A 20221-nucleotide genomic window follows, 5' to 3' on the forward strand; every position below is an offset into this window, starting at 1 on the left:
CAGAATACTTTGTTCATGTAAGGGAAGTTTGTGGAGCAGGAGATGAAGGTCCATGGAGTACTACTCCATTAAACTTTACTACTGATTGTGCCGCGGTTACTATGTTCCCTGCTACAACGGACTTCACAAACAATGTGCCTAACGCATGCTGGAGTGAAGCTGGATCTGGTGAGATTACTGATGGACCTATGAATATAGGCGCATCAGACTGGAGAGCGAGTAGAGCTTATACAAATGCATCTGGGACGGTAGTACCGAGTAACGCTATTAACTTATGGCAAAATGTAGATAGAGAATGGTTAATCTCTGAATCATACGATCTATCTAGTTTAACTACTAAGATTCTTACGGTTGAGGTTGCTGTAACTGACTATGCATTTACTGGTACTTCTACTGCTGCTGATACTGATGTTATGGGATCTGATGATTCTGTTGATCTTTTAGTAACTGATGATGGTGGTATGACTTGGACTTCTATTCAGACTTGGAATGCTGCAAATCAACCTGCTGTTGATGGAGAGCGAGTATTTATAGACTTAGCTGCTTATTCAGGAATAGTACAATTTGCGTTCTTAGCTAGTGATGGAACCGTGGACGACATGGAAGACTATGATTTCCATGTAGGTGTGTTTGTAGTAGATGCTACCGCTGGTAATGGAGATGTTGCATTGCAAAATGCGGTAAGTCTGTATCCTAACCCAGTAACTGGTGACACGATGACTATTAACTTAGGAACTACTCCAGCGAGTCAAGTAGGAATCACGATCTATAACACACTGGGACAAGAAGTAATGACTAGATCGTATAACAGCGTATCAAATAATACCATTGTGGTAGAGAACTTAAGTTCACTTACTACTGGAGTGTATTTAGTTAATATCGCTACCGGTGATGCAACCGCAGTGAAACGATTTATTAAAAAATAGACTTAAATCTATTCAATTAAAAAGGAGCTCAATTTGAGCTCCTTTTTTGTTTTAAACCAATAAAAATTTATGAATTAACGGGTTATTTAAATGGTAAACTAAGGTTATACGCTTTCGCGAAAGCGGAATTTAAAGACTAATGTTTTTTAAAAGCTAACTTTTCAGAACGACCTTTCTTGAAAATGTTGTTACTGTTATAATGTCCAGCACGTAACTTTTTTTGCTCTTCATAAGGCAGCTGAATGATATCCTGGCACTCTTCACTGCAGCAGTTTTCCATTTTCTCCTTACAAGAATCACATTGAATAAATAATAAATGGCACGCGTCGTTTGCGCAATTAGTGTGTAAGTCAAATGGTTCACCACACTGGTGACAATTTGCAATCACCTCTTCTCCTATCTTTTCAGATAGCCTGTGATCAAAAACGAAATTTTTTCCCTTAAATTTATTATCCAGACCTTGTTCAGTGACCTGTCTGTGATATTCTATAATACCACCTTCTAGTTGATATACATCTTTAAAGCCTTTGTGCTTATAATAAGCACTTGCCTTTTCACAGCGTATCCCACCAGTGCAGTACATTACTAGTTTTTTATCTTCTTTGTGGTCTTTTAGCTTTTCCTCGATATAATCCAGGCTGTCTCTGAAGGTATCCACATCTGGTGTCCAGGCGTTTTTAAAATGACCTATTTCAGACTCATAATGATTGCGCATATCTACCAGCACCGTATTAGGATCTTCTATAAGCTCATTAAAAGTAGGTGCGTCCACATGAATACCTTTATTAGTTACGTCAAAGGTGTGGTCGTTTAACCCATCGGCCACTATTTTGTGACGCACTTTAATTTTAAGTTTTAAGAAACTCTCGTTATCCTGTTCACGAGCAATATTGAGTCGAACTCCTTCCAGAAAAGTGATGTGGTCTAAAAAAGTTTTAAACTCTTCAAATCGATCTCCAGGAACAGAGAGTTGGGCATTAATACCTTCATGAGCTACATATATTCTACCTAATATATCCATGGGATGCCAGTGTAAGAATAAATGGTCTCTAAAAAGTTGAGGATTACCGATCTGGTGGTACTGATAGAAAGAGATCGTTAACCGCTCTTTTCCAGCGGCACGTATGAGTTCTCGTCTTTCTTCAGCACTTAATTTGTTATACAGTTGCATGCTATAAACATTTTATGTGTTGAACCGGCAAAGGTAATAGAATTTCCCAATCCTGTTTTCAGGAATGTGAGTTAGACTTCATGAACTTTTAATTAATTTAAAATGCTTAATATATAATTATGGTTTAAAGCTTTAAAAGGAACAAGTGTTTAACCGCTCTAAAATAAAAGTAATGACATTATCTAATGAAAGATATTCTGAACAATTACTTCAAACAAGTAATTTTAGTTAAACACGCTTTCGCGAAAGCGTAAACTCATAAAGTTAATAACCCATTTCAACTTATATTGTTACTACAAAGAATGGGTTGTATTTTTACCGCAAATAGAATCAAAAATGGCAGATAAGAAAGAAGAGAAAGAGAAAGAAGCAAAATTAAAAGCCCTTAAATTAACCCTTGATAAGCTAGATAAAGCCTATGGTAAAGGTGCTGTAATGAAAATGGGTGACAGGCAAGTGGTTGAGGTAGAAAGTATTCCTACGGGATCACTAGCTCTTAACGCGGCACTAGGAGTAGGAGGTTATCCTCGTGGTAGAGTAATAGAAATTTATGGACCAGAATCATCTGGTAAAACCACACTTACACTACATGCCATTGCTGAGGCACAAAAAGCTGGAGGAATTGCCGCATTTATTGATGCAGAGCACGCTTTTGACCGTTTTTATGCAGAAAAACTAGGTGTAGATATAGATAACCTGATCATTTCTCAACCAGATCATGGAGAGCAAGCGCTAGAAATTGCTGAAAACCTTATAAGATCTGGAGCAATAGATATTATAGTAATAGATTCTGTTGCCGCACTTACTCCTAAGAGTGAGATAGAAGGAGAAATGGGAGATAGTAAAATGGGTTTACATGCTCGTTTAATGTCTCAGGCGTTACGTAAAATGACAGGAACCATTTCTAAGACTAATTGTACGGTTATGTTTATTAACCAGTTGAGAGAGAAGATAGGTGTAATGTTCGGTAATCCAGAGACTACTACTGGTGGTAACGCTTTAAAGTTCTATGCATCTGTAAGATTAGATATAAGAAGATCTACTCAAATTAAAGATACTTCGGGTTCTGTTCTAGGTAATAAAACTCGTGTAAAAGTGGTAAAGAATAAAGTTGCGCCACCATTCCGCACAGCTGAGTTTGATATCATGTATGGTGAAGGAGTTTCTATTCTAGGTGAGATCATAGATCTAGGTGTAGAATATGAGATTATAAATAAAGCAGGTTCCTGGTTCTCTTATGAAGACACTAAACTAGGTCAAGGAAGAGATTCTGTTAAGAATATACTTAAAGATAATCCTGACCTGGCTGATGAGCTGCAGGCTAAAATTATGGAAGCCATGAAGCTAGTTAACAGCTAGAACCACGCTTTTAATAACCTAAAATCGTTTACTTTTATTCTTTTAAAAGAAAAAGTAGGCGATTTTTTTTGCTTTACACGCAACCTTTATGAGGTTACTGCATCTTAACAACAGAACAAAGTACGCGACATGAAATATTTTTTAATAATAATAGCTGTTATAGCCACTATATCACTGACCAGTTGTGAGGTATCTGATGATGGACTTAGGGTTTCTTATGACGTGGTAGCCATAGACAGTGTGCAAATGCCTGCTAGCTTCAATTTTGGTCAGACTTATGAAATCCCAGTTTTTTATAATAAACCTACTGACTGTCATGTTTTTGAAGGGTTTAATATAAGTCAGGAATTAAACATACGTAATATATCTACTGTTCTAGCAAGATTAGACTCTGGTGGCTGTATAGATGGACAGTTTCTTGAACAGCAAACCTTAAGGTTTACCGCAGCTAGTAATGGTAGTTATGTATTTAGGTTTTTTACAGGGCTGAATGCAAATAATGAAGAAACATTTTTAGAATATACAGTACAGGTATTGGAATAACTTTAAAGATATCATGTGGTTCTAAAAGAACTTATTAATGAATGTAGAAAAAACAATCGCAAGGCTCAAAAGGAACTCTATAACCGATTTTCTAGCAACCTTTTTGCGAGTTGTTTAAAATATGCGCCTGATGATCAGGAAGCACAAGATATTTTACAGGATACTTTTATAACCATATTTAATAAAATAGATCAATTTAAAGATGAGGGATCTTTTGAAGGATGGTGCAGGAGAATAGCAGTAAACACGGCGTTGCAACGGTATCGCAAGAAAAAAGTCTTTAACCTAGTCCATGAAGACCAGATTAAAGACGAGGAAGTTCAAGAAGAAGAAACAGATGATATAGACTTGAAAAACCTACTGGCGATGGTACAACAACTGCCCGATCGATATAGAATGGTTTTTTCCATGTACGTGCTAGATGGATATTCTCATAAAGAAATAGCAAGATCTATGAACATCACTGAAGGAACCTCTAAATCTAATCTCGCAAGAGCTAGAAAACATTTAAAGGAAATGATTAACACATGGCGTGCTCATAATAATAGCAACGCTAGCTGATAATAATAATGAGTAATAAAAAGAACATAGATCGTTTATTTCAAGAGCGCTTCAAGGATTTTGAGGCTGCGCCACCTGCCACAGCTTGGGATCACATTGAAAAAGAACTCGATGGTAAGAAACCAGTTGCGGTACTACCTCTTTGGGTTAAATCGATAGGTGTTGCAGCTGGTATCGCACTGCTTGCTACTCTCGCTTACACTGGTTTTTATGATGCCGTTAAAGACCTTAATACCAGTCAGGAGATAGTAAACCAAAACACACAAGAAACTTCAAATGATTCTAATTTAAATACTGCTATTACTAACCAGGCTCCAAAAGAGAATATCAATAATAACTCTAAAAATACTCAGGTAACAGTAGGAGACAAGCTTGAGCAGGATAACAGTATGAATAATGATGTTCATTCTTTTAGAATCAAATCTCAATCTACTGTCTCAAATACATCCAGCAATAGTACTTCCACTGATTCTTCGATTAAAAAGAATACTGGAACAACAACCATTTCAGCTCCACACAATAAGGCGCTGAAAAGCAATTTATCTCCTGAAACTAGCGACTCTTATGCAGCCTCGAGTTCAAATAATACAAACAGTAATAGTAACTCAAATCTATTAGATCAAGAATCACAACATAATTATACAGCAACTAATGCAACTGTAGAGAACGACGTTGCACAAACCAAAGGGTTGAAAAAAATAGAGCATAAAAACCAAGCTCAAAATATACCAGCTCCAGCGCTTACTGATCCAGGTTTTTTAACACCATCCACTAGAAATACTGACATAGCGTCCACAATACAACCACAGGACTCCACAACTACGGTTAGAACACCTTCTTTAGAAGATGTCGCCGCACAACACAGAGCAGATGAGGAAAACATAGAACCAGTTTCATTTAAAAGATGGTCCGCTTCTAGCATGATTGCTCCGGTGTACTCCAGTACCTTAGGTGGATCATCTATAGATCAAGAGTTTGTAGATAATAATAAGTCAGCAGGAGTGAACCTTAGTTATGGAGTAAACATAGGTTATAACTTATCGCCGCGGTTATCAGTGCGCACTGGTGTTCATAGTGTGAATATGAGTTATACTACTAATGATATCATTTATGGAAGACCGTCACAACCTAGCGTACAGTTACTCTCTGTAGATTCTTTTGATAGAAATGCGGTCTCTAATCCAGGAACGATCTCTACAGATAACTTAGGCAGCTCCTTCTCTCAAGAATTCCTTGCAGATAATACTTTTAATGGCTTTCAAGGAGAAATATCTCAGAGATTAGGCTACTTAGAAGTGCCTCTAGAGGTAAAGTATAAACTACTGGATCGCAAGGTAAGCGTTAATGTAATGGGTGGACTGAGTGCTTTATTCCTTACAGATAACAGTATCGCTGTTTCAAATAACACGGCAAAACTAGAACTAGGAGAAGATGATAATTTTAACTCCTTCAACCAGAGTGCAAACTTTGGAATAGGAATCGATTATTTATTTACAGACCAGTTAGGAATTACCGTTGAGCCCATGTTTAAATACCAGCTCAACGCACTAAGAGAAAACACAGCAAATTTCAGACCTTTTAACATTGGAGTTTATAGTGGAATCACTTATAAATTTTAAGAATGTGACCCGTTCATTGCAGGTGCCATTAGTTAAGTTGAAAAAGAAAAATATTGAGGTTAGTTAAGAAAACTCAATTGTTTTGCAATGATGAAGAAAGCCGTTCCAGTGCCATGGAGCGGTTTTCTATTTTGGACCTTTTTGTAGAGAAGTAAGAATGGTGTCTCTCACGCTTTCGCGTAAGCGTGCTTTATCATCCTTCAAATCCATACCAGCTGTATCGATTGATTTATGAGTTATCGCTCTCATTTTTCCCGGTCCACCATAAAAGAAATGAAACGGAAAACGCTTTTTATTATCAAATAAAGTAATGGGCAACACTGGAATTTTATGCTCTATAGCAAGTCTAAAAGCGCCATCCTTAAAAGAATCAAGTACGACGTCCATATCATCAGGCACGCCACCTTCTGGAAAAATACATATTCCTACACCAGTGGCAAGTCGCGCACTTGCTCTATCAAAAACAGCCTTACGACTGCGAGGATTATTGCGGTCCACAAGAATACAAGTACGTTTATAAAAGAACCCAAAAACAGGAATTTTAGCAAGTTCAGCTTTTCCCACAAACACAAACGGATTCTTAGAAATAAGCAACATCATCATTATATCTGTCATGCTCGTGTGGTTTGCGACGAGCATATAACTCTGATCTTTTTGCATAGCTTCTTCACGTTTAATGCTGGGCCAAAAACCCATGCCGTAGATGATAATTGCAGCCCAAAACCGAGCTATGGCAAAAAAGATGTGATAGGTCTTTTCAGAAATAGTCGCCAGAACCAGAATAGGAAATAAGATAATGATAGGAATTCCCATCAGTACATAGAACCATACTCGGTATAAAGGCATTAATATGTAGCGCAACCATTTCAAGGAATCAAAAATAGAAGAATTTATGAAGTAACGATGATTAATAGGTCTTAATCGTCATTTAGACATTCTTTTGCAAACATCATTGCGAGGAGAACAACGACGAAACAATCTGCTAGTAATGGAAACAAACGCTTTATCAAACGGGAATCCTAACTTTAAATGTGAGAATACCTCATTCTAATTATGATTTCCCTAAACCTTCTATCAGCCAGGCACGATGAACTAAAGACTCAATACTTTATACTTAATACTTTGTACTTAAAAAGAACAAATTACCTTTGCAGTTCAATAAAATAACCATGTCTAGAATACTTACCGGCGTACAATCTACAGGAACACCACATTTAGGAAACCTACTGGGCGCTATTTTACCAGCTATAGAAATGTCTGCTCAACCAGAGAACGATGCTTTTCTTTTTATCGCAGACATGCATTCACTCACCCAAATTAAAGACGGAAACACTTTAAGAGAGAACACCTATTCTACAGCAGCAGCATGGTTAGCATGTGGACTAGACATTAACCAAACTACTTTTTATAGACAAAGCGATGTGCCACAAGTAACAGAGTTGAACTGGTATCTCAATTGTTTTTTCCCATATCAGCGATTAACACTAGCCCATAGTTTTAAAGATAAATCCGACCGTTTACAAGATGTAAATGCTGGGTTATTTACCTATCCTATGCTCATGGCTGCCGATATACTATTGTATGATGCTGAGGTTGTTCCCGTAGGGAAAGATCAGTTGCAACACATAGAGATTACTAGAGAAGTAGCTGGTAAGTTTAATCACGCCATGGGTGATACTTTAATTGAACCTGAAGCAAAGATTCAAGAAAATACCATGCTCATACCAGGAACTGACGGTGAGAAGATGAGTAAATCTCGCGGAAACTTGATTAATATCTTCTTAACAGATAAGAAGTTACGCAAGCAAGTCATGTCTATAGAAACAGACAGTACACCGCTAGAAGAACCTAAAGATACCGAAACCTGTAATGTGTTTGCTCTTTATAAAATCATAGCCACTCCAGAGCAAGTAGAAACCATGCGAGCAAACTATGCTGCTGGAAACTACGGTTATGGTCATGCAAAACAAGCCCTTTTTGAAGCGATTGTAGAGAAATTTGGAACTATTAGAGAGCGTTACAACCATTATATGGAGAACAAGCATGAGATAGACGCTGCGCTAGACGCTGGTGCTGCTAAGGCTGCTGTAGTTGCAAATGCTACCTTGGAACGTGTTAGAGAGAAGTTGGGTTATTAAGTGATTAGACCTGTAATTGCGCTTGCGGTGAATAATGGAAAACAACTAATAACAGTTAACCATTAACTAATCAAGCCAGCATAAACATCTTCCCTGGTAATGGTTTTACCACACCTTTTAATTCCATTCCCATTAAAAGTGAGGCGACTTGATGTACCGGTTTATTGATGTTAATCGCGATGATGTCTAGCAGTTCTTTCTCGTTTTCTTTGAGATAACGATAAATCAGTTTTTCATCATCAGTGAGTTCTACAAAGAGTTGTTTTTGAACACCAGTATTACGTTCTTGCCATCCTAGTATGTATGGAATGTCTGCTGCTTTTGTGAGTAAATGGGCTTTGGACTGTTTGATGAGTTCATTACAACCTACGGCATATTTATCAGTCACACGACCAGGTACGGCAAATACTTCTCGATTATATCCAGCCGCAAGATCTGCGGTGACTAGAGAACCACCTTTTGCAGCACTTTCTATAACTACTGTAGCTTCGCTTAATCCAGCGATAATGCGATTGCGACCTAAAAAGTTTTTACGATCAAAAGTCGCCGTGTGCCAGAAGTCGGTCACAAAACCACCGTTTGCCATCATTTGCTCGTTATAAGCCTCGTGATTTCTAGGATAGGTCTGGTTGAGTCCATGAGCAACTACCGCTATAGTTTGTAAATCGTGTTTAATCGCCATTTGGTGTGCTAGAATATCTACTCCATAAGCATAACCACTAATAATAAGTGGTTTCAGCGGTGCAATTTCAGCAATGAATTTTTCTAGAAACGCTGCGCCCGTTGAGGTGATTTGGCGCGTTCCTACTATGCTTAATGTATAAGGATTATTCCAGTTAATATTGCCTTTTTCAAAATAAACGATGGGTCCATCTACACAATACTGCAATCGTTCTGGATAGTCGTCTTCATAATAAACCCGAGCTGTAATCCCTTCTTTGTCAATGTATTCTAGCTCTTTTTCGGCTTTGGTGAAAAGGTCTGTAGCTTTTATAAATTGTGCTTTTTTATCACCTATTCCTTCTGTGGCGGCTATTTCTCGCATGGATTGTTCAAAAACCGCTGTAGCACTGCCAAAGGTTCTGATCAACTTCTTAGCCATAATATCACCTATAAGTGGCGCTTTTTTAAGCGCGAGAATAGAAAGTAACTCCTGTTGATCCATGCTTTAAATATAATGACTATTTAAAAATAAAAGGATTAGGATCTAGAATCACACCTTGATATTTTTTTAACTCTGCTGCTGCTGCCACGCCAGGGAAATCACCTTGATAATCTTTCATATCAGTCATAACTTGAAAATGTAGGTGTGGTGAGTAGCCACCATTTTCTTGTGGAGTTCCTAGGGTTGCAATTTTATCGCTTTCGCGAAAGCGTAAACCAACTTCCCAATCTACCATATCATTAATAGATAGGTGCCCATAAAGGCTATAGATTTTTTTACCATTCCAGTCATGTTCTAAGATCAAGGTAGGGCCATAATTTCCAGGATCATCATTATGTGTAAATGAGTGGATGGCACCATCCATTAACGCATGAACACTTGTACCAGCTGGCGCCCATAAATCGATGCCCATATGAATATCTCGAGTAATTCCCGATTGAAAACGGGAATTTTTGCGATATAAAGCACGCTGTTCTAGATAACCACCATGTGCTACATACCGATTGGTTTCCAGTCTTTTACTTTCTAAATATTTTTCAAAAACCTCGATATCACTCACATCATTCTTATCCCAATGAGGATTTTGAATGGATAAATCAATAGGGAAATATCCACGTTCTCCTATTTCGGGATTGATAAGATGTTTTATAATACTCATGCTTGGACTTTAAATAGTATTGCAATTTATTTAAAAGCTATTATAATCCAACAGTTTCAAAATGCAACTTATCATAGGATGATTCAAACGGTCTTTTATCGTTTATTATAGATAAGCTTTAATTAAAAGAAAGATTTTAGGAAAAGAAATCGTCTTGATTAGACGTTATTATTACCGTATTTTTAAGGCAAAATAAAGTGAGATGATTAATAGAACGGTAAAGAGTGTAGAAGATGCACTAGAAGGCGTTAAGAGCGATATGACTTTAATGGTTGGTGGTTTTGGATTATCTGGAATTCCTGAGAATAGTATTGCTCAACTGGTAAAAACTGGCGTTACAGGTTTGACCTGTATTTCAAATAATGCTGGAGTAGATGATTTTGGACTTGGATTATTGTTACAAGGCAAACAAATTAAAAAAATGATCTCTTCCTATGTAGGTGAAAATGATGAGTTTGAAAGACAGATGTTAAGTGGCGAGCTTGAAGTAGATTTAATTCCGCAAGGAACGCTGGCTGAACGATGTCGCGCTGCACAAGCAGGAATACCAGCCTTTTTTACACCAGCCGGCTACGGTACTGAGGTTGCTGAAGGGAAGGAAGTAAGAGATTTTAATGGAAAACCACATATTCTAGAACACGCCTTTCAAGCAGATTTTGCTTTTGTAAAAGCATGGAAAGGTGATGAAGCGGGAAATTTAATATTTAAAGGAACGGCTCGTAACTTTAATCCAGTGATGTGTGGAGCTGCGACTATTACCGTTGCTGAGGTAGAAGAATTAGTTCCAGCAGGAACACTTGATCCTAATCAAATCCATATTCCAGGAATCTTTGTAAAACGCATTTTCCAAGGAGTAACCTATGAGAAGAGAATTGAGCAAAGAACCGTTCGTACTCGAGAGTAATTTGTAAATGTGACAATTTATAAATGAGCTCAATGTGCAAATTTTGAAAACTTTCATTTACCATCACCGAAAGAGGAACAATTCACAAAATTAAAAAAAATAGAAAAAGTACTCTCTAAAATAATATCAACTACAAAAAGTAGAATGTAGAATCAGAATTGGGTTAAAATAATTTGCACATTATTTCATTAACTCATTTTCACATTAAAAAAACAATGTTAGACAAAATAGGAATTGCAAAACGTATCGCAAAAGAAGTTAAAGACGGATACTATGTCAACTTAGGAATAGGAATACCAACTTTAGTCGCAAACTATGTTCCAGAAGGAATAGATGTAGAATTTCAGTCTGAAAATGGAGTGCTGGGAATGGGACCTTTTCCGTTTGAAGGAGAAGAAGATGCAGATGTTATTAACGCCGGTAAACAAACCATTACCACTTTACCAGGTGCTAGTTTCTTTGACAGTTCCACAAGCTTTGGGATGATACGTGGACAGCATGTAGATTTAACCATTCTAGGAGCTATGGAAGTAGCAGAAAATGGTGATATAGCCAACTGGAAAATCCCAGGGAAAATGGTTAAAGGAATGGGTGGTGCTATGGACTTAGTGGCAAGTGCAGAAAATATAATCGTGGCCATGATGCATACGAATCGTGCTGGAGCTTCTAAATTATTAAAGAGATGCTCGCTGCCACTTACAGGAGTGAATTGCATTACTAAAGTAGTCACTAATTTGGCCGTAATGGACGTAACTGATCAAGGATTTGTACTTCTAGAGCGCGCACCAGGAGTAAGCGTAGAAGATATTCAAAACGCTACTGAAGGAAATCTAATCGTTAATGGCGATATTCCTGAGATGACGATATAATGGATTATAATCTACTCAAGAAATCTTTAAGGATGGTGGCTGCTTTTGCAGAGGATAGCCACATCATCCAGAACGTTGCAGAATTTGAAAAAATCCATTCTCGTAATTTATACATGCTCAAGGAACATGTCACTACTCATAGGGATAGCTTTATGGAGCAATTAATTTCAGCTATTCCTCAATTTGATAGCAAAGAAATCCAAGGGTTTATGGATAATCATAGAGGCAGTAAATCATTCTTGGATTATATCGGGATCGTTTTTGGTCCTATATTTTTGATGTTAGGTTTTGCGTTTAAACGGCTAGATAAAAATTCAGGCAGGCTTAAAAAAGATACTATTGATAACATTAAAACGCTTTCAAATAAAAATCTCACCATTATTAGTGTTCTAGAAAATAGTGGCTTTTAGTACTGTCTTAAACTATTCTTGACTTTCGTTAGAAGTGATTTGTAAAAAATTTATTTTTTAGGAAGTAATCGTTCTCCATAAAATAATACTACCAAAGATATTAGCATACACGGGAAAAGACCGGAAAGGATTCCGTTAAACCAAGCATTTTCAAAAGGACATCATATAAAAAGCAGATATGAAGTAAAATAGATATCCCATCCCATATTTTAAAAGCCTCTCACCACTAGGCAGCTTTTGAGTAAAGAAAACAATAAAATAAGGAATAAAGAAACTCAAAAGATAGGCTCCAATGCGACTGTGAAAAGTAGCATCATGATCTAAGGTTAGATATCCCACAACACCCATTAAAAGGATATTTATAAAAAATAGGAAAATGTAATGTATAATTTTAGTGCTTAAGGTTTTATTTCCCTGTAAGCTTTCTGAGTTATTAAAACGAGAAGGTTCTATTTCTAGCGCCTCACAAATCAATTCTAACGTAGATTTACGAGGACTGGTCTCATTGTTCTCTATTCTTTGAATAGTTCTTAAATTAATGGTTGAAAGTTCAGCCAGTTCTTCTTGACTAATTCCTTTATCGCTTCTCAGTTTTCTTAAGTGTTCTCCTAATCTTTGCATTACTTAAACTTTAATTTAAAACTACTAGAACTTAAGATTAAAGCCAGTATTTATTGCCGTCATTTCATTGACATTTTATTGTCTTAGAATGCCCGTTATTGTAAATCAAATATTTATGATATAAAAAGACTCGCTTTGAAATTTGAGGTTTAAACTTGGAATTTCTAAAATTACACCTCATCAAAATTTACCTTCACTTTAGCGCTCGTTGGGTAAGCTTGACAGGCTAGAGATAAACCTTCAGCAACCTCGCTATCGGTAAGGATGGCGTTTTTGGCCATTTGAGCGGCTCCTTCTTCGATTTGACAAATACAGGAACTGCAAATTCCGCCCTGACAGCTGTAAGGCGCATCGATCTCATTTTTAAGCATCACGTCTAGTAGATTATCACTGCGTTTCATGGTAAAAACAGTTTCTTCGTCATCCAGGATTACGGTAACTTCGGTAAGATGAGAATCTTCGGTAATTTCTATTTCGTTTTCTTTAGTAGTAAAGAGTTCAAAAAGTATATTTTCTTTATTTAAAATTCCTTTTTCTACCAGATTGTCGGTCGCCATGTGGATCATTTCTTCTGGGCCACATAAATACGCTTTCGCGAAAGCGTAATCACCACAATCCTGCTTCAAGAAAAAGTTTAAATTCCCTTTACTCACTCTACCAAAAAGCTCTCCATCGCGCTCTTCTCTAGAAAAACTATAACGTACCTCAAAACGGTCGCTATATTGATCTTTTAAGTCGTTAAGTTGCTCAAAGTAAATGGTTTGAGATACCGATTGATTTCCATAAATCAAGGCAAATTTACTCTCTGGTTCTGTTTCTAGCACCGTTTTAATGATGGAAATAATAGGAGTGATACCACTACCGGCAGCTATCCCTAGATAGGTTTGAGCACTTGAAGTTTCATGGGTGAACAAACCTTCTGGAGCGGCCACCTCTAGTGTGTCTCCAGCTCGTAAGGTCATAGCATAGTTAGAAAAAACACCGTTTTCTACTGCTTTTATAACCACACTCCAGTGATTCTCATGTGGCGCACTAGAAAGAGAATAAGCACGACGTACCTCGTTATCATTTATAGTAGCTTTTAAAGTTAGATACTGACCCGATTGATAATTAAAAGAGGATACTAGATCCTGTGGAATCTCAAATCTTATTTCAATCGCTTGCGAGGTTACTTTAGTTACTTGCTCTATGGTGAGTTTATGAAAATTCATTAATGTACTTTTATATGTTTGCAAAAATAAGAAAGGAAAATGGAGCTGTAACATTTTTACAAAATTTGTAACTAATACATCAAATTCACTAACTATGATTAAACATTTTATCAATCTAGAATGGAAAAGCTTTTTTAGAAGCGCTGCTTTTAAGCAAAATCTTGCGATTAAAATCCTGATGGCTTTTGGGGCATTATATTTTATTGTTGTCTTTGGTGGTCTGGGATTCGGGAGTTACTTTATTATTGAAGAACTTATAGAAGATGGGAAAATAATTGCTAGTGATCCTTTTAACGTAGTTAATAAATTTTTGATCTACTGGTTTGCCATGGATTTAGGGTACCGATATATGTTACAAAAAATGCCTGTAGCAAATATTAAACCTATGCTTTATTTACCCTTTAAAAAAGGTAAGATTGTGAATTATGCCTTAGGGAAAACGGTAGCCTCTTTCTTTAATTTTTTACCAGCGTTTTTCTTTATTCCTTTTAGTGGAGTGCTTATAGCCCAAGGATATGATGTTACTGGAGTCATAGTCTGGCATCTTGCTATGCTATTCATTACGCTAGCCATTAATTTTCTTAATGTGTTTATGAATAATATGGATAAGGTTTTTTATCCAGTTCTAGCAGTAGTGGCAGGTTTAGGGATGGCGCAATATTATGGAATCTTTGACATTACACTACACACAGGACCTATGTTTATGTTCTTCTTTGATAACTTTTGGGCATTTATAATTCCGCTTTTAATTTGTTTTATAAGCGCTTATTATGCTTACCATTATTTTATAAAACAATTGTACTTAGATGAAGGTTTAAAAAAGGTGGCCAAAGAAGCGACGACTGAAGATTTAAGTTTCCTAGACCGTTTCGGTAAACTATCTACATATTTGAAAAATGACATTAAGCTTATCAAAAGAAACAAGCGTGCAAAAATGACCTTTATCATGGGATTCTTTTTTGTGCTTTATGGACTGTTTTTTATGAATGATATGTACTCCAGCATTAATGGGATGAAAGTTTTTGCAGGACTGTTCTGTACGGGAGGATTCTTATTCAGTTTTGGTGGACTGGTTCCTAGCTGGGATAGTAGTTATTATAAATTAATGATGTCACAAAATATCCCTTATCGGGAATTTTTACTCAGTAAATGGTGGCTCATGATTGCTGCCACTGTGGTGAGCACTCTGCTCTGTACTTTTTACATCTATTTTGGATGGGACTGGTGGTTTGGGATGCTGGCTGGTGCGGTTTATAACATAGGATTCAATAGCTCAGTGGTATTATGGGGTGGTGCATTTGTAAAAACACCTATCGATTTAATGACTACTAAAAAAGCTTTTGGAGACAGTAAAGCTTTTAATGCAAAAACCCTTTTACTACTCATCCCTAAACTGGTCTTACCGGTAGTTATTTATTATGCCTTTGCACTAACTATTAATGAGGCTGCTGGATTTATAGCCATAGCTGCCACAGGAGTTTTAGGACTGCTTTTCAGGAATAAGATTTTTGATATGATTGAAGATATCTATAAAAATGAGAAGTATGACACGATAGCTGCTTACTCGCAGAAGAATTAATAGAATAGCTATAAGTATAGGTTACACGCTTTTGCGAAACCTGCCTGCCGGCAGGCAGGGCGAGACAACAAAAATTAACATTAAAGAACACAACGATTATGATTTCTATAAACAACCTTTCAAAACAATATAACGATACCAAAGTACTAGACATAGAATCACTTGAAATCCCTAAAGGGCAAGCGATAGGTCTGGTGGGAAATAATGGTGCAGGAAAAACCACTCTTTTCTCATTACTACTAGATTTAATACAACCATCTACAGGTCACATAGTTTCTAATGATGTGCGCATAGATCAGAGCGAAGACTGGAAACCATTTACCAGTGCTTTCATAGACGAGAGTTTTTTAATAGGCTACTTAACACCTGAAGAGTACTTCTATTTCATAGGAGAATTAAGAGGTCAGAATAAAGCAGATATAGATGCATTAATGGCTAGTTATAGCGACTTCTTTAATGGAGAAGCGATAGGGCAAAAAAAATACCTGCGTGACCTTTCTAAAGGAAACCAGAAAAAGGTAGGGATCATAGCGTCCTTAATAGGGAAACCAGACGTAGTGATTCTCGATGAGCCATTTGCAAATCTAGATCCATCCACACAAATAAGGCTTAAGAAAATCATTAAAGATCTAGCAAACGATCCAGAAGTAACCGTACTCGTTTCTAGTCATGACTTAATTCATGTGACGGAGGTGGCACAACGTGTAGTGTTACTTGAAAAAGGTAAAGTAGTAAAAGATATCGAGAAGAGTAGTGCTACTTTTAAAGAGCTAGAAGATTACTTTATAGGTATATCAGAACTACACGCACCTGTTGCAGTAACTACTGAAGAAGAATAGCTATGAGTCCTAGATGGAAAATGTTTTTAATACATGCGGTAATTTTTGCAGCAGTATTCATTCTTGTACGTTTTGTGATGACACAGTTTGCCGTAGATCCTACCTTCTGGACTACGGTCATACCTCTAGGATGTGCCTGGTTACTATCGCCTAAACCACACGTAGAAAGTACACAGTCTGGTAAACAATATGGTTTAAAATCTATTTTTTCTAAGAAGATTATAAGGTTTTAATGCGTTTAGAAACACCTCTTTGACAGGATGTTTTTTTAAGAACTGTCATTCCGCACTTGATGCGGAATCTTTTAGTAACACCTTAATGTTCTTGAACTAGCTTTAACAATTCTCATTACCTTTGAAAAAAACTAACACTATGAGCGCAAAAGTGAAAATGTATCTGGTTTATGCGGTAACCTTCATAGGACTGTATTTATTAATCTGGTTTCTTGCTGGATTATTCCTAGAACCAGATGGTACCGTGCGTAAATTAACACCTATTGTTTTATCCATAATCCTATCTCCTAAACCACACATAGAAGAAACACCATCTGGAAGACAGTATGGATTAAAGAGTATTTTTTCTAAGAAAATCATACATTTTACCGATTAAAACTATCGGTTCATAACTTCCTGCTTGCTATTTTATGAGTTTAGGGATAAAAAATCCTTATTTTTACTGCCTTTCACAATATCTATGCTCTTTAACGAGTTATAATAGCTAGATAAAAAAGGGACATTTGAGAACTATACTTATTAACATTTTAACGTTTTTAGTACTACTAGCAGCTGTTACCAGCTGTAGTCGTAAAAAGAACTCTTTTATAAGCCGTAATCTTCATGCGGTAGGTACTGAGTATAATGTATTGTATAATGGAAACTTAGCGCTGCAAGCAGGACTCGATGAACTTGAAGCCACTTATGAAGAAAACTACTGGGATGTACTACCCGTAGAACGCATGCAGGTTAAGCAAGAAGTTTTTCTTCCTGGTCAGAAACCGGCAAACCCTAATTTTGAACGAGCTGAAGAAAAAGCAGTTAAAGCAGTGCAAAAGCACTCTATGCTCATTAATGAAGAAGAAGTTAATCCTCAAATAGATGAAGCTTACCTTCTTTTAGGAAAAGCACGATACTACGACCAGCGTTATATCCCAGCGCTAGAGGCATTTAATTATGTGCTACAATTCATGCCAGACTGCGATCAAATCTATCAGGCAAAAATATGGCGCGAGCGCACTAATATGCGACTAGATAATAATGAAACTGCCATTTCTAATCTTAATAAATTACTTAATCTTGAAGACGTAGAGATAGAAACTGAAGATCTTGCAAATGCAAATGCGACACTTTCTCAAGCTTATTTAAACCTTAAAGAAATAGACAGCGCACTGATTTTTATGAATCGCGCTGCAAATCTTACTAAAAATAAAGAAACCATAGCGCGTTACAAGTTTATCGCAGGACAACTTTTTGCTAAAGCAGGCATGAGAGATAGTGCCTTTGTTAAATTTGACCAGATTATAGACATGCACCGCAAAGTACCGCGACGTTATTACGTGCATTCCTTTATTGAAAAAATTAAACTTTTTAATAAAAATACAGATAGTGAAACCACTTTACTAGAAACCCTTAATGACCTAGAAGAAAACCGGGAAAACAGACCATGGCTAGATCATATCTATTCACGTAAAGCGATTTATTTTGAAAACAGAGATTCTTTAAATGATGCGGTAGATTATTATAACAAATCCCTGAGAGCAAAAGGAGGAAAAGATCAATACTTGCGCGGTAATAACTATGCAGCCCTAGGAAAAATTAGTTTTGACCAGAATAAATATGCAGCAGCTGGTAAGTATTATGACAGTGCTATGACCAGCTATGTGGAACGCAGCCCTGAACACCGTTTAGTAAAAAAGAAAAGAGATAATTTAGAAGACGTAATTCTTTATGAAGAGCGCCGCCGCAGTGCAGACAGTATTTTTAATGTGCTGGACATGTCACCTGAGCAGCAAGTGGCATTTTATAACGAGTACATTGAAGAACTTAAAGCCGAAGAAGAGCGACTTGAAAAAATTGCTGAGGTAGAGGCTCTTAAAGAAGCTCAAAATCAAAACGCTTTTCAATCGGTTCAAAACAGTAAAACCATTAAACGAGGCAATACGGGACCAACCTTTGGGACCATAAACGCTCCTCGAGGTCCTTCCATAGGTGCAACTTCTACCTTCTATTTTTATAATCCACAAACAGTAGCTCGTGGTAAACAGGATTTCCGTAGGAAATGGGGTAAACGCAAGCTTGAAAACAACTGGAGACGCAAGAATAAAAAAGATATTGGCGGTGGTGAAATAGTAATAGAAGAGGAAGAAGCTGTAGTTGAAGAAGAAGTGCGACCAGAGTTCACCCCAGAATTTTATATAGACCAGTTGCCTGAAGGCTTGAGTACACTAGACAGTATTGCTCAGTCACGCAATTTTGCTTATTACCAGCTAGGAGTTATATATAAGGAGAAGTTTAAGCGTAAGGACTTAGCCATTAATAGACTAGAAACTTTATTAGACTTTGAACCAGCAGAGAAACTGTTGCTTCCGGGATTATATAATTTATACCTTATATATAGTGAGAGCGGCGCTTTCGCGAAAGCAGAATTATACAAAACACGTATTATTAACGAGTTTCCAGATACGAGATATGCACAGACATTACTCAATCCAGATGCTCAAATAGAAGATAATGCCAGCCCAAGTGCCGTTTATAAACGACTTTATAAAGAATATGAAAAAGGTAATCATGAAGTTGTGGTGACTAATGTGGAGCGATATGTAACCATATTTAATGGAGATCCTATAATACCACGATTAGAGCTGTTAAAAGCATTTGCTGCAGGAAGACTTTCAGGCTTTAAAGAATACAAACGAGGAATAGATTACGTCGCCTTAAATTTCCCTAATACTGAGGTAGGTAAAAGCGCCCAAAAACTAGTTACCGAAGCTGAAAAATTAAAAATAGCTGAGGCTTTTATGCCAGAGACAGGTCTTACTAACTTTAAGCTCATTTACCGCATGTCTGTTAGTGATTATAAAGGTATAGAGCAGTTAAAGGAACAACTAGAAAAAGCGATTGCTCAAGAAAAATACGCATTTACAGTTTCTGTAGATGTATATAATGCGCTAGAAAATTTAGTAGTAGTACATGGGTTAACTTCTAAACTGGGAAGTCGTGGTTTAAGTGATTTTATGGCAAACCCTAATAATGGGTTTAATGTAACAACTCCATCAGTTGCCATCGCTACAGAAAATTATAAGATCATTCAAGTGTATAAGAGCTTAGATGATTATGAAAAAGAAATGCTTTAAACAGATTTGCTATGTTTAACGATAAAAAAGGTGCTAAAAAAGGAAAAATGGAAGCAGGAAACTCACAGAATAGAATAGGTCAAGGCACCGTAATAGAAGGAGATATAGCCAGTAAAGGCGGTTTTAGGATCGATGGAACGATTAATGGAAGCCTTAAAACACCTTCTAAGGTAGTAATAGGTAAAGATGGTGCGATTAATGGATCTCTAGAATGTAGTAATGCAGACATAGAAGGTGGTTTTAAAGGCACTCTTAACGTATCGGGTTTATTAACCTTAAGAAATAGCGCAGTAATCGAA

Annotated in this window: 21 protein-coding genes; 15 read left to right on the forward strand and 6 right to left on the reverse strand. The window is 36.8% G+C overall.

What is annotated here, in order from left to right; genetic code table 11:
- Positions 1-926, forward strand: a 926-nt coding sequence (locus ACTF48_RS09140; protein ID WP_438962847.1) for a T9SS type A sorting domain-containing protein, incomplete at its 5' end; no start/stop codon positions are given.
- Between the two features lie 136 nt (positions 927-1062).
- Here ACTF48_RS09140 and trhO read toward each other — a convergent pair.
- Positions 1063-2097, reverse strand: coding sequence for an oxygen-dependent tRNA uridine(34) hydroxylase TrhO (gene trhO, locus ACTF48_RS09145; RefSeq protein ID WP_438962848.1), 1035 nt, complete (start codon positions 2095-2097; stop codon positions 1063-1065).
- Between the two features lie 336 nt (positions 2098-2433).
- On the opposite strand from trhO, the gene recA reads away from it, so the two are divergent.
- The 4 genes from recA (at position 2434) to ACTF48_RS09165 (ending at position 6179) form a co-directional block, all read left to right on the forward strand.
- Positions 2434-3456 (forward strand): recombinase RecA, encoded by a 1023-nt coding sequence (recA, locus tag ACTF48_RS09150; protein ID WP_438962849.1) that lies wholly within the window; start codon positions 2434-2436, stop codon positions 3454-3456.
- 129 nt (positions 3457-3585) lie between these two features.
- The gene (locus tag ACTF48_RS09155) at positions 3586-3999 is read left to right on the forward strand and encodes a hypothetical protein (RefSeq protein WP_438962850.1); all 414 of its coding nucleotides are present in this window, start codon (positions 3586-3588) and stop codon (positions 3997-3999) included.
- 15 nt (positions 4000-4014) lie between these two features.
- Complete coding sequence (locus tag ACTF48_RS09160; protein ID WP_438962851.1) at positions 4015-4560, forward strand: RNA polymerase sigma factor; 546 nt, start codon at positions 4015-4017, stop codon at positions 4558-4560.
- Positions 4561-4568: 8 nt separating this feature from the next.
- Positions 4569-6179 carry an outer membrane beta-barrel protein gene (locus tag ACTF48_RS09165; protein WP_438962852.1) on the forward strand — a complete coding sequence of 537 codons (1611 nt, stop codon included), beginning with the start codon at positions 4569-4571 and terminating at the stop codon, positions 6177-6179.
- Between the two features lie 126 nt (positions 6180-6305).
- Here the strand turns inward: ACTF48_RS09165 and ACTF48_RS09170 are convergent, their stop codons facing one another.
- The gene (locus tag ACTF48_RS09170; protein WP_438962853.1) at positions 6306-7025 is read right to left on the reverse strand and encodes a lysophospholipid acyltransferase family protein; all 720 of its coding nucleotides are present in this window, start codon (positions 7023-7025) and stop codon (positions 6306-6308) included.
- A 323-nt stretch (positions 7026-7348) separates the two neighbouring features.
- On the opposite strand from ACTF48_RS09170, the gene trpS reads away from it, so the two are divergent.
- Complete coding sequence (trpS, locus tag ACTF48_RS09175) at positions 7349-8317, forward strand: tryptophan--tRNA ligase (RefSeq protein ID WP_438962854.1); 969 nt, start codon at positions 7349-7351, stop codon at positions 8315-8317.
- A gap of 70 nt (positions 8318-8387) precedes the next feature.
- Here the strand turns inward: trpS and dprA are convergent, their stop codons facing one another.
- Both dprA and ACTF48_RS09185 read right to left on the reverse strand, forming a co-directional pair.
- A complete protein-coding gene (dprA, locus tag ACTF48_RS09180) occupies positions 8388-9482 on the reverse strand; it encodes a DNA-processing protein DprA (RefSeq protein ID WP_438962855.1) in 1095 nt (364 codons plus the stop codon).
- Between the two features lie 16 nt (positions 9483-9498).
- Entirely contained in the window at positions 9499-10140 is a 642-nt protein-coding gene (locus tag ACTF48_RS09185) for a peptidoglycan DD-metalloendopeptidase family protein (protein ID WP_438962856.1), read from the reverse strand.
- Between the two features lie 202 nt (positions 10141-10342).
- Between ACTF48_RS09185 and ACTF48_RS09190 the strand changes: the two genes are divergently transcribed.
- The 3 genes from ACTF48_RS09190 (at position 10343) to ACTF48_RS09200 (ending at position 12323) form a co-directional block, all read left to right on the forward strand.
- Positions 10343-11044 carry a CoA transferase subunit A gene (locus ACTF48_RS09190; protein ID WP_438962857.1) on the forward strand — a complete coding sequence of 234 codons (702 nt, stop codon included), beginning with the start codon at positions 10343-10345 and terminating at the stop codon, positions 11042-11044.
- Positions 11045-11259: 215 nt separating this feature from the next.
- Positions 11260-11913: a CoA transferase subunit B gene (locus ACTF48_RS09195; RefSeq protein ID WP_438962858.1), complete on the forward strand. Its 654-nt coding sequence runs from the start codon at positions 11260-11262 to the stop codon at positions 11911-11913.
- Complete coding sequence (locus tag ACTF48_RS09200; protein WP_438962859.1) at positions 11913-12323, forward strand: hypothetical protein; 411 nt, start codon at positions 11913-11915, stop codon at positions 12321-12323. Before ACTF48_RS09195 ends, ACTF48_RS09200 begins: the two co-directional genes overlap by 1 nt.
- 150 nt (positions 12324-12473) lie before the next feature.
- On the opposite strand, the gene ACTF48_RS09205 is transcribed toward ACTF48_RS09200, so the two are convergent.
- The gene (locus ACTF48_RS09205; RefSeq protein ID WP_438962860.1) at positions 12474-12944 is read right to left on the reverse strand and encodes a helix-turn-helix domain-containing protein; all 471 of its coding nucleotides are present in this window, start codon (positions 12942-12944) and stop codon (positions 12474-12476) included.
- A 170-nt stretch (positions 12945-13114) separates the two neighbouring features.
- Entirely contained in the window at positions 13115-14155 is a 1041-nt protein-coding gene (locus ACTF48_RS09210) for a 2Fe-2S iron-sulfur cluster-binding protein (RefSeq protein WP_438962861.1), read from the reverse strand.
- A 94-nt stretch (positions 14156-14249) separates the two neighbouring features.
- Between ACTF48_RS09210 and ACTF48_RS09215 the strand changes: the two genes are divergently transcribed.
- The 6 genes from ACTF48_RS09215 to ACTF48_RS09240 all read left to right on the forward strand — a co-directional run.
- A complete protein-coding gene (locus ACTF48_RS09215; RefSeq protein WP_438962862.1) occupies positions 14250-15734 on the forward strand; it encodes a DUF5687 family protein in 1485 nt (494 codons plus the stop codon).
- 98 nt (positions 15735-15832) lie between these two features.
- A complete protein-coding gene (locus ACTF48_RS09220) occupies positions 15833-16573 on the forward strand; it encodes an ABC transporter ATP-binding protein (protein WP_438962863.1) in 741 nt (246 codons plus the stop codon).
- A 2-nt stretch (positions 16574-16575) separates the two neighbouring features.
- A complete protein-coding gene (locus ACTF48_RS09225) occupies positions 16576-16806 on the forward strand; it encodes a hypothetical protein (RefSeq protein WP_438962864.1) in 231 nt (76 codons plus the stop codon).
- Positions 16807-16945: 139 nt separating this feature from the next.
- Positions 16946-17182: a hypothetical protein gene (locus ACTF48_RS09230; protein ID WP_438962865.1), complete on the forward strand. Its 237-nt coding sequence runs from the start codon at positions 16946-16948 to the stop codon at positions 17180-17182.
- 127 nt (positions 17183-17309) lie between these two features.
- A complete protein-coding gene (locus tag ACTF48_RS09235) occupies positions 17310-19922 on the forward strand; it encodes a tetratricopeptide repeat protein (RefSeq protein WP_438962866.1) in 2613 nt (870 codons plus the stop codon).
- An 11-nt stretch (positions 19923-19933) separates the two neighbouring features.
- Positions 19934-20221 (forward strand): bactofilin family protein (locus ACTF48_RS09240; RefSeq protein ID WP_438962867.1); only part of this gene is annotated, 288 nt, incomplete at its 3' end.

Origin of the sequence: Nonlabens sp. (assembly GCF_965660805.1) — a bacterium.
In the GTDB taxonomy this organism is placed as follows: Bacteria; Bacteroidota; Bacteroidia; order Flavobacteriales; family Flavobacteriaceae; genus Nonlabens.

Bases quoted from the DNA above. Each gene is read 5' to 3' on its own strand.
- ACTF48_RS09165 (WP_438962852.1), top strand. From the start codon at position 4,569: ATGAGTAATAAAAAGAACATAGATCGTTTATTTCAAGAGCGCTTCAAG.
- ACTF48_RS09215 (WP_438962862.1), top strand. From the start codon at position 14,250: ATGATTAAACATTTTATCAATCTAGAATGGAAAAGCTTTTTTAGAAGC.
- ACTF48_RS09190 (WP_438962857.1), top strand. From the start codon at position 10,343: ATGATTAATAGAACGGTAAAGAGTGTAGAAGATGCACTAGAAGGCGTT.
- ACTF48_RS09205 (WP_438962860.1), bottom strand. From the start codon at position 12,944: ATGCAAAGATTAGGAGAACACTTAAGAAAACTGAGAAGCGATAAAGGA.
- ACTF48_RS09200 (WP_438962859.1), top strand. From the start codon at position 11,913: ATGGATTATAATCTACTCAAGAAATCTTTAAGGATGGTGGCTGCTTTT.
- trpS (WP_438962854.1), top strand. From the start codon at position 7,349: ATGTCTAGAATACTTACCGGCGTACAATCTACAGGAACACCACATTTA.
- trhO (WP_438962848.1), bottom strand. From the start codon at position 2,097: ATGCAACTGTATAACAAATTAAGTGCTGAAGAAAGACGAGAACTCATA.
- ACTF48_RS09155 (WP_438962850.1), top strand. From the start codon at position 3,586: ATGAAATATTTTTTAATAATAATAGCTGTTATAGCCACTATATCACTG.
- ACTF48_RS09220 (WP_438962863.1), top strand. From the start codon at position 15,833: ATGATTTCTATAAACAACCTTTCAAAACAATATAACGATACCAAAGTA.
- ACTF48_RS09170 (WP_438962853.1), bottom strand. From the start codon at position 7,025: ATGCCTTTATACCGAGTATGGTTCTATGTACTGATGGGAATTCCTATC.
- ACTF48_RS09195 (WP_438962858.1), top strand. From the start codon at position 11,260: ATGTTAGACAAAATAGGAATTGCAAAACGTATCGCAAAAGAAGTTAAA.
- ACTF48_RS09230 (WP_438962865.1), top strand. From the start codon at position 16,946: ATGAGCGCAAAAGTGAAAATGTATCTGGTTTATGCGGTAACCTTCATA.
- ACTF48_RS09225 (WP_438962864.1), top strand. From the start codon at position 16,576: ATGAGTCCTAGATGGAAAATGTTTTTAATACATGCGGTAATTTTTGCA.
- recA (WP_438962849.1), top strand. From the start codon at position 2,434: ATGGCAGATAAGAAAGAAGAGAAAGAGAAAGAAGCAAAATTAAAAGCC.
- ACTF48_RS09210 (WP_438962861.1), bottom strand. From the start codon at position 14,155: ATGAATTTTCATAAACTCACCATAGAGCAAGTAACTAAAGTAACCTCG.
- dprA (WP_438962855.1), bottom strand. From the start codon at position 9,482: ATGGATCAACAGGAGTTACTTTCTATTCTCGCGCTTAAAAAAGCGCCA.
- ACTF48_RS09185 (WP_438962856.1), bottom strand. From the start codon at position 10,140: ATGAGTATTATAAAACATCTTATCAATCCCGAAATAGGAGAACGTGGA.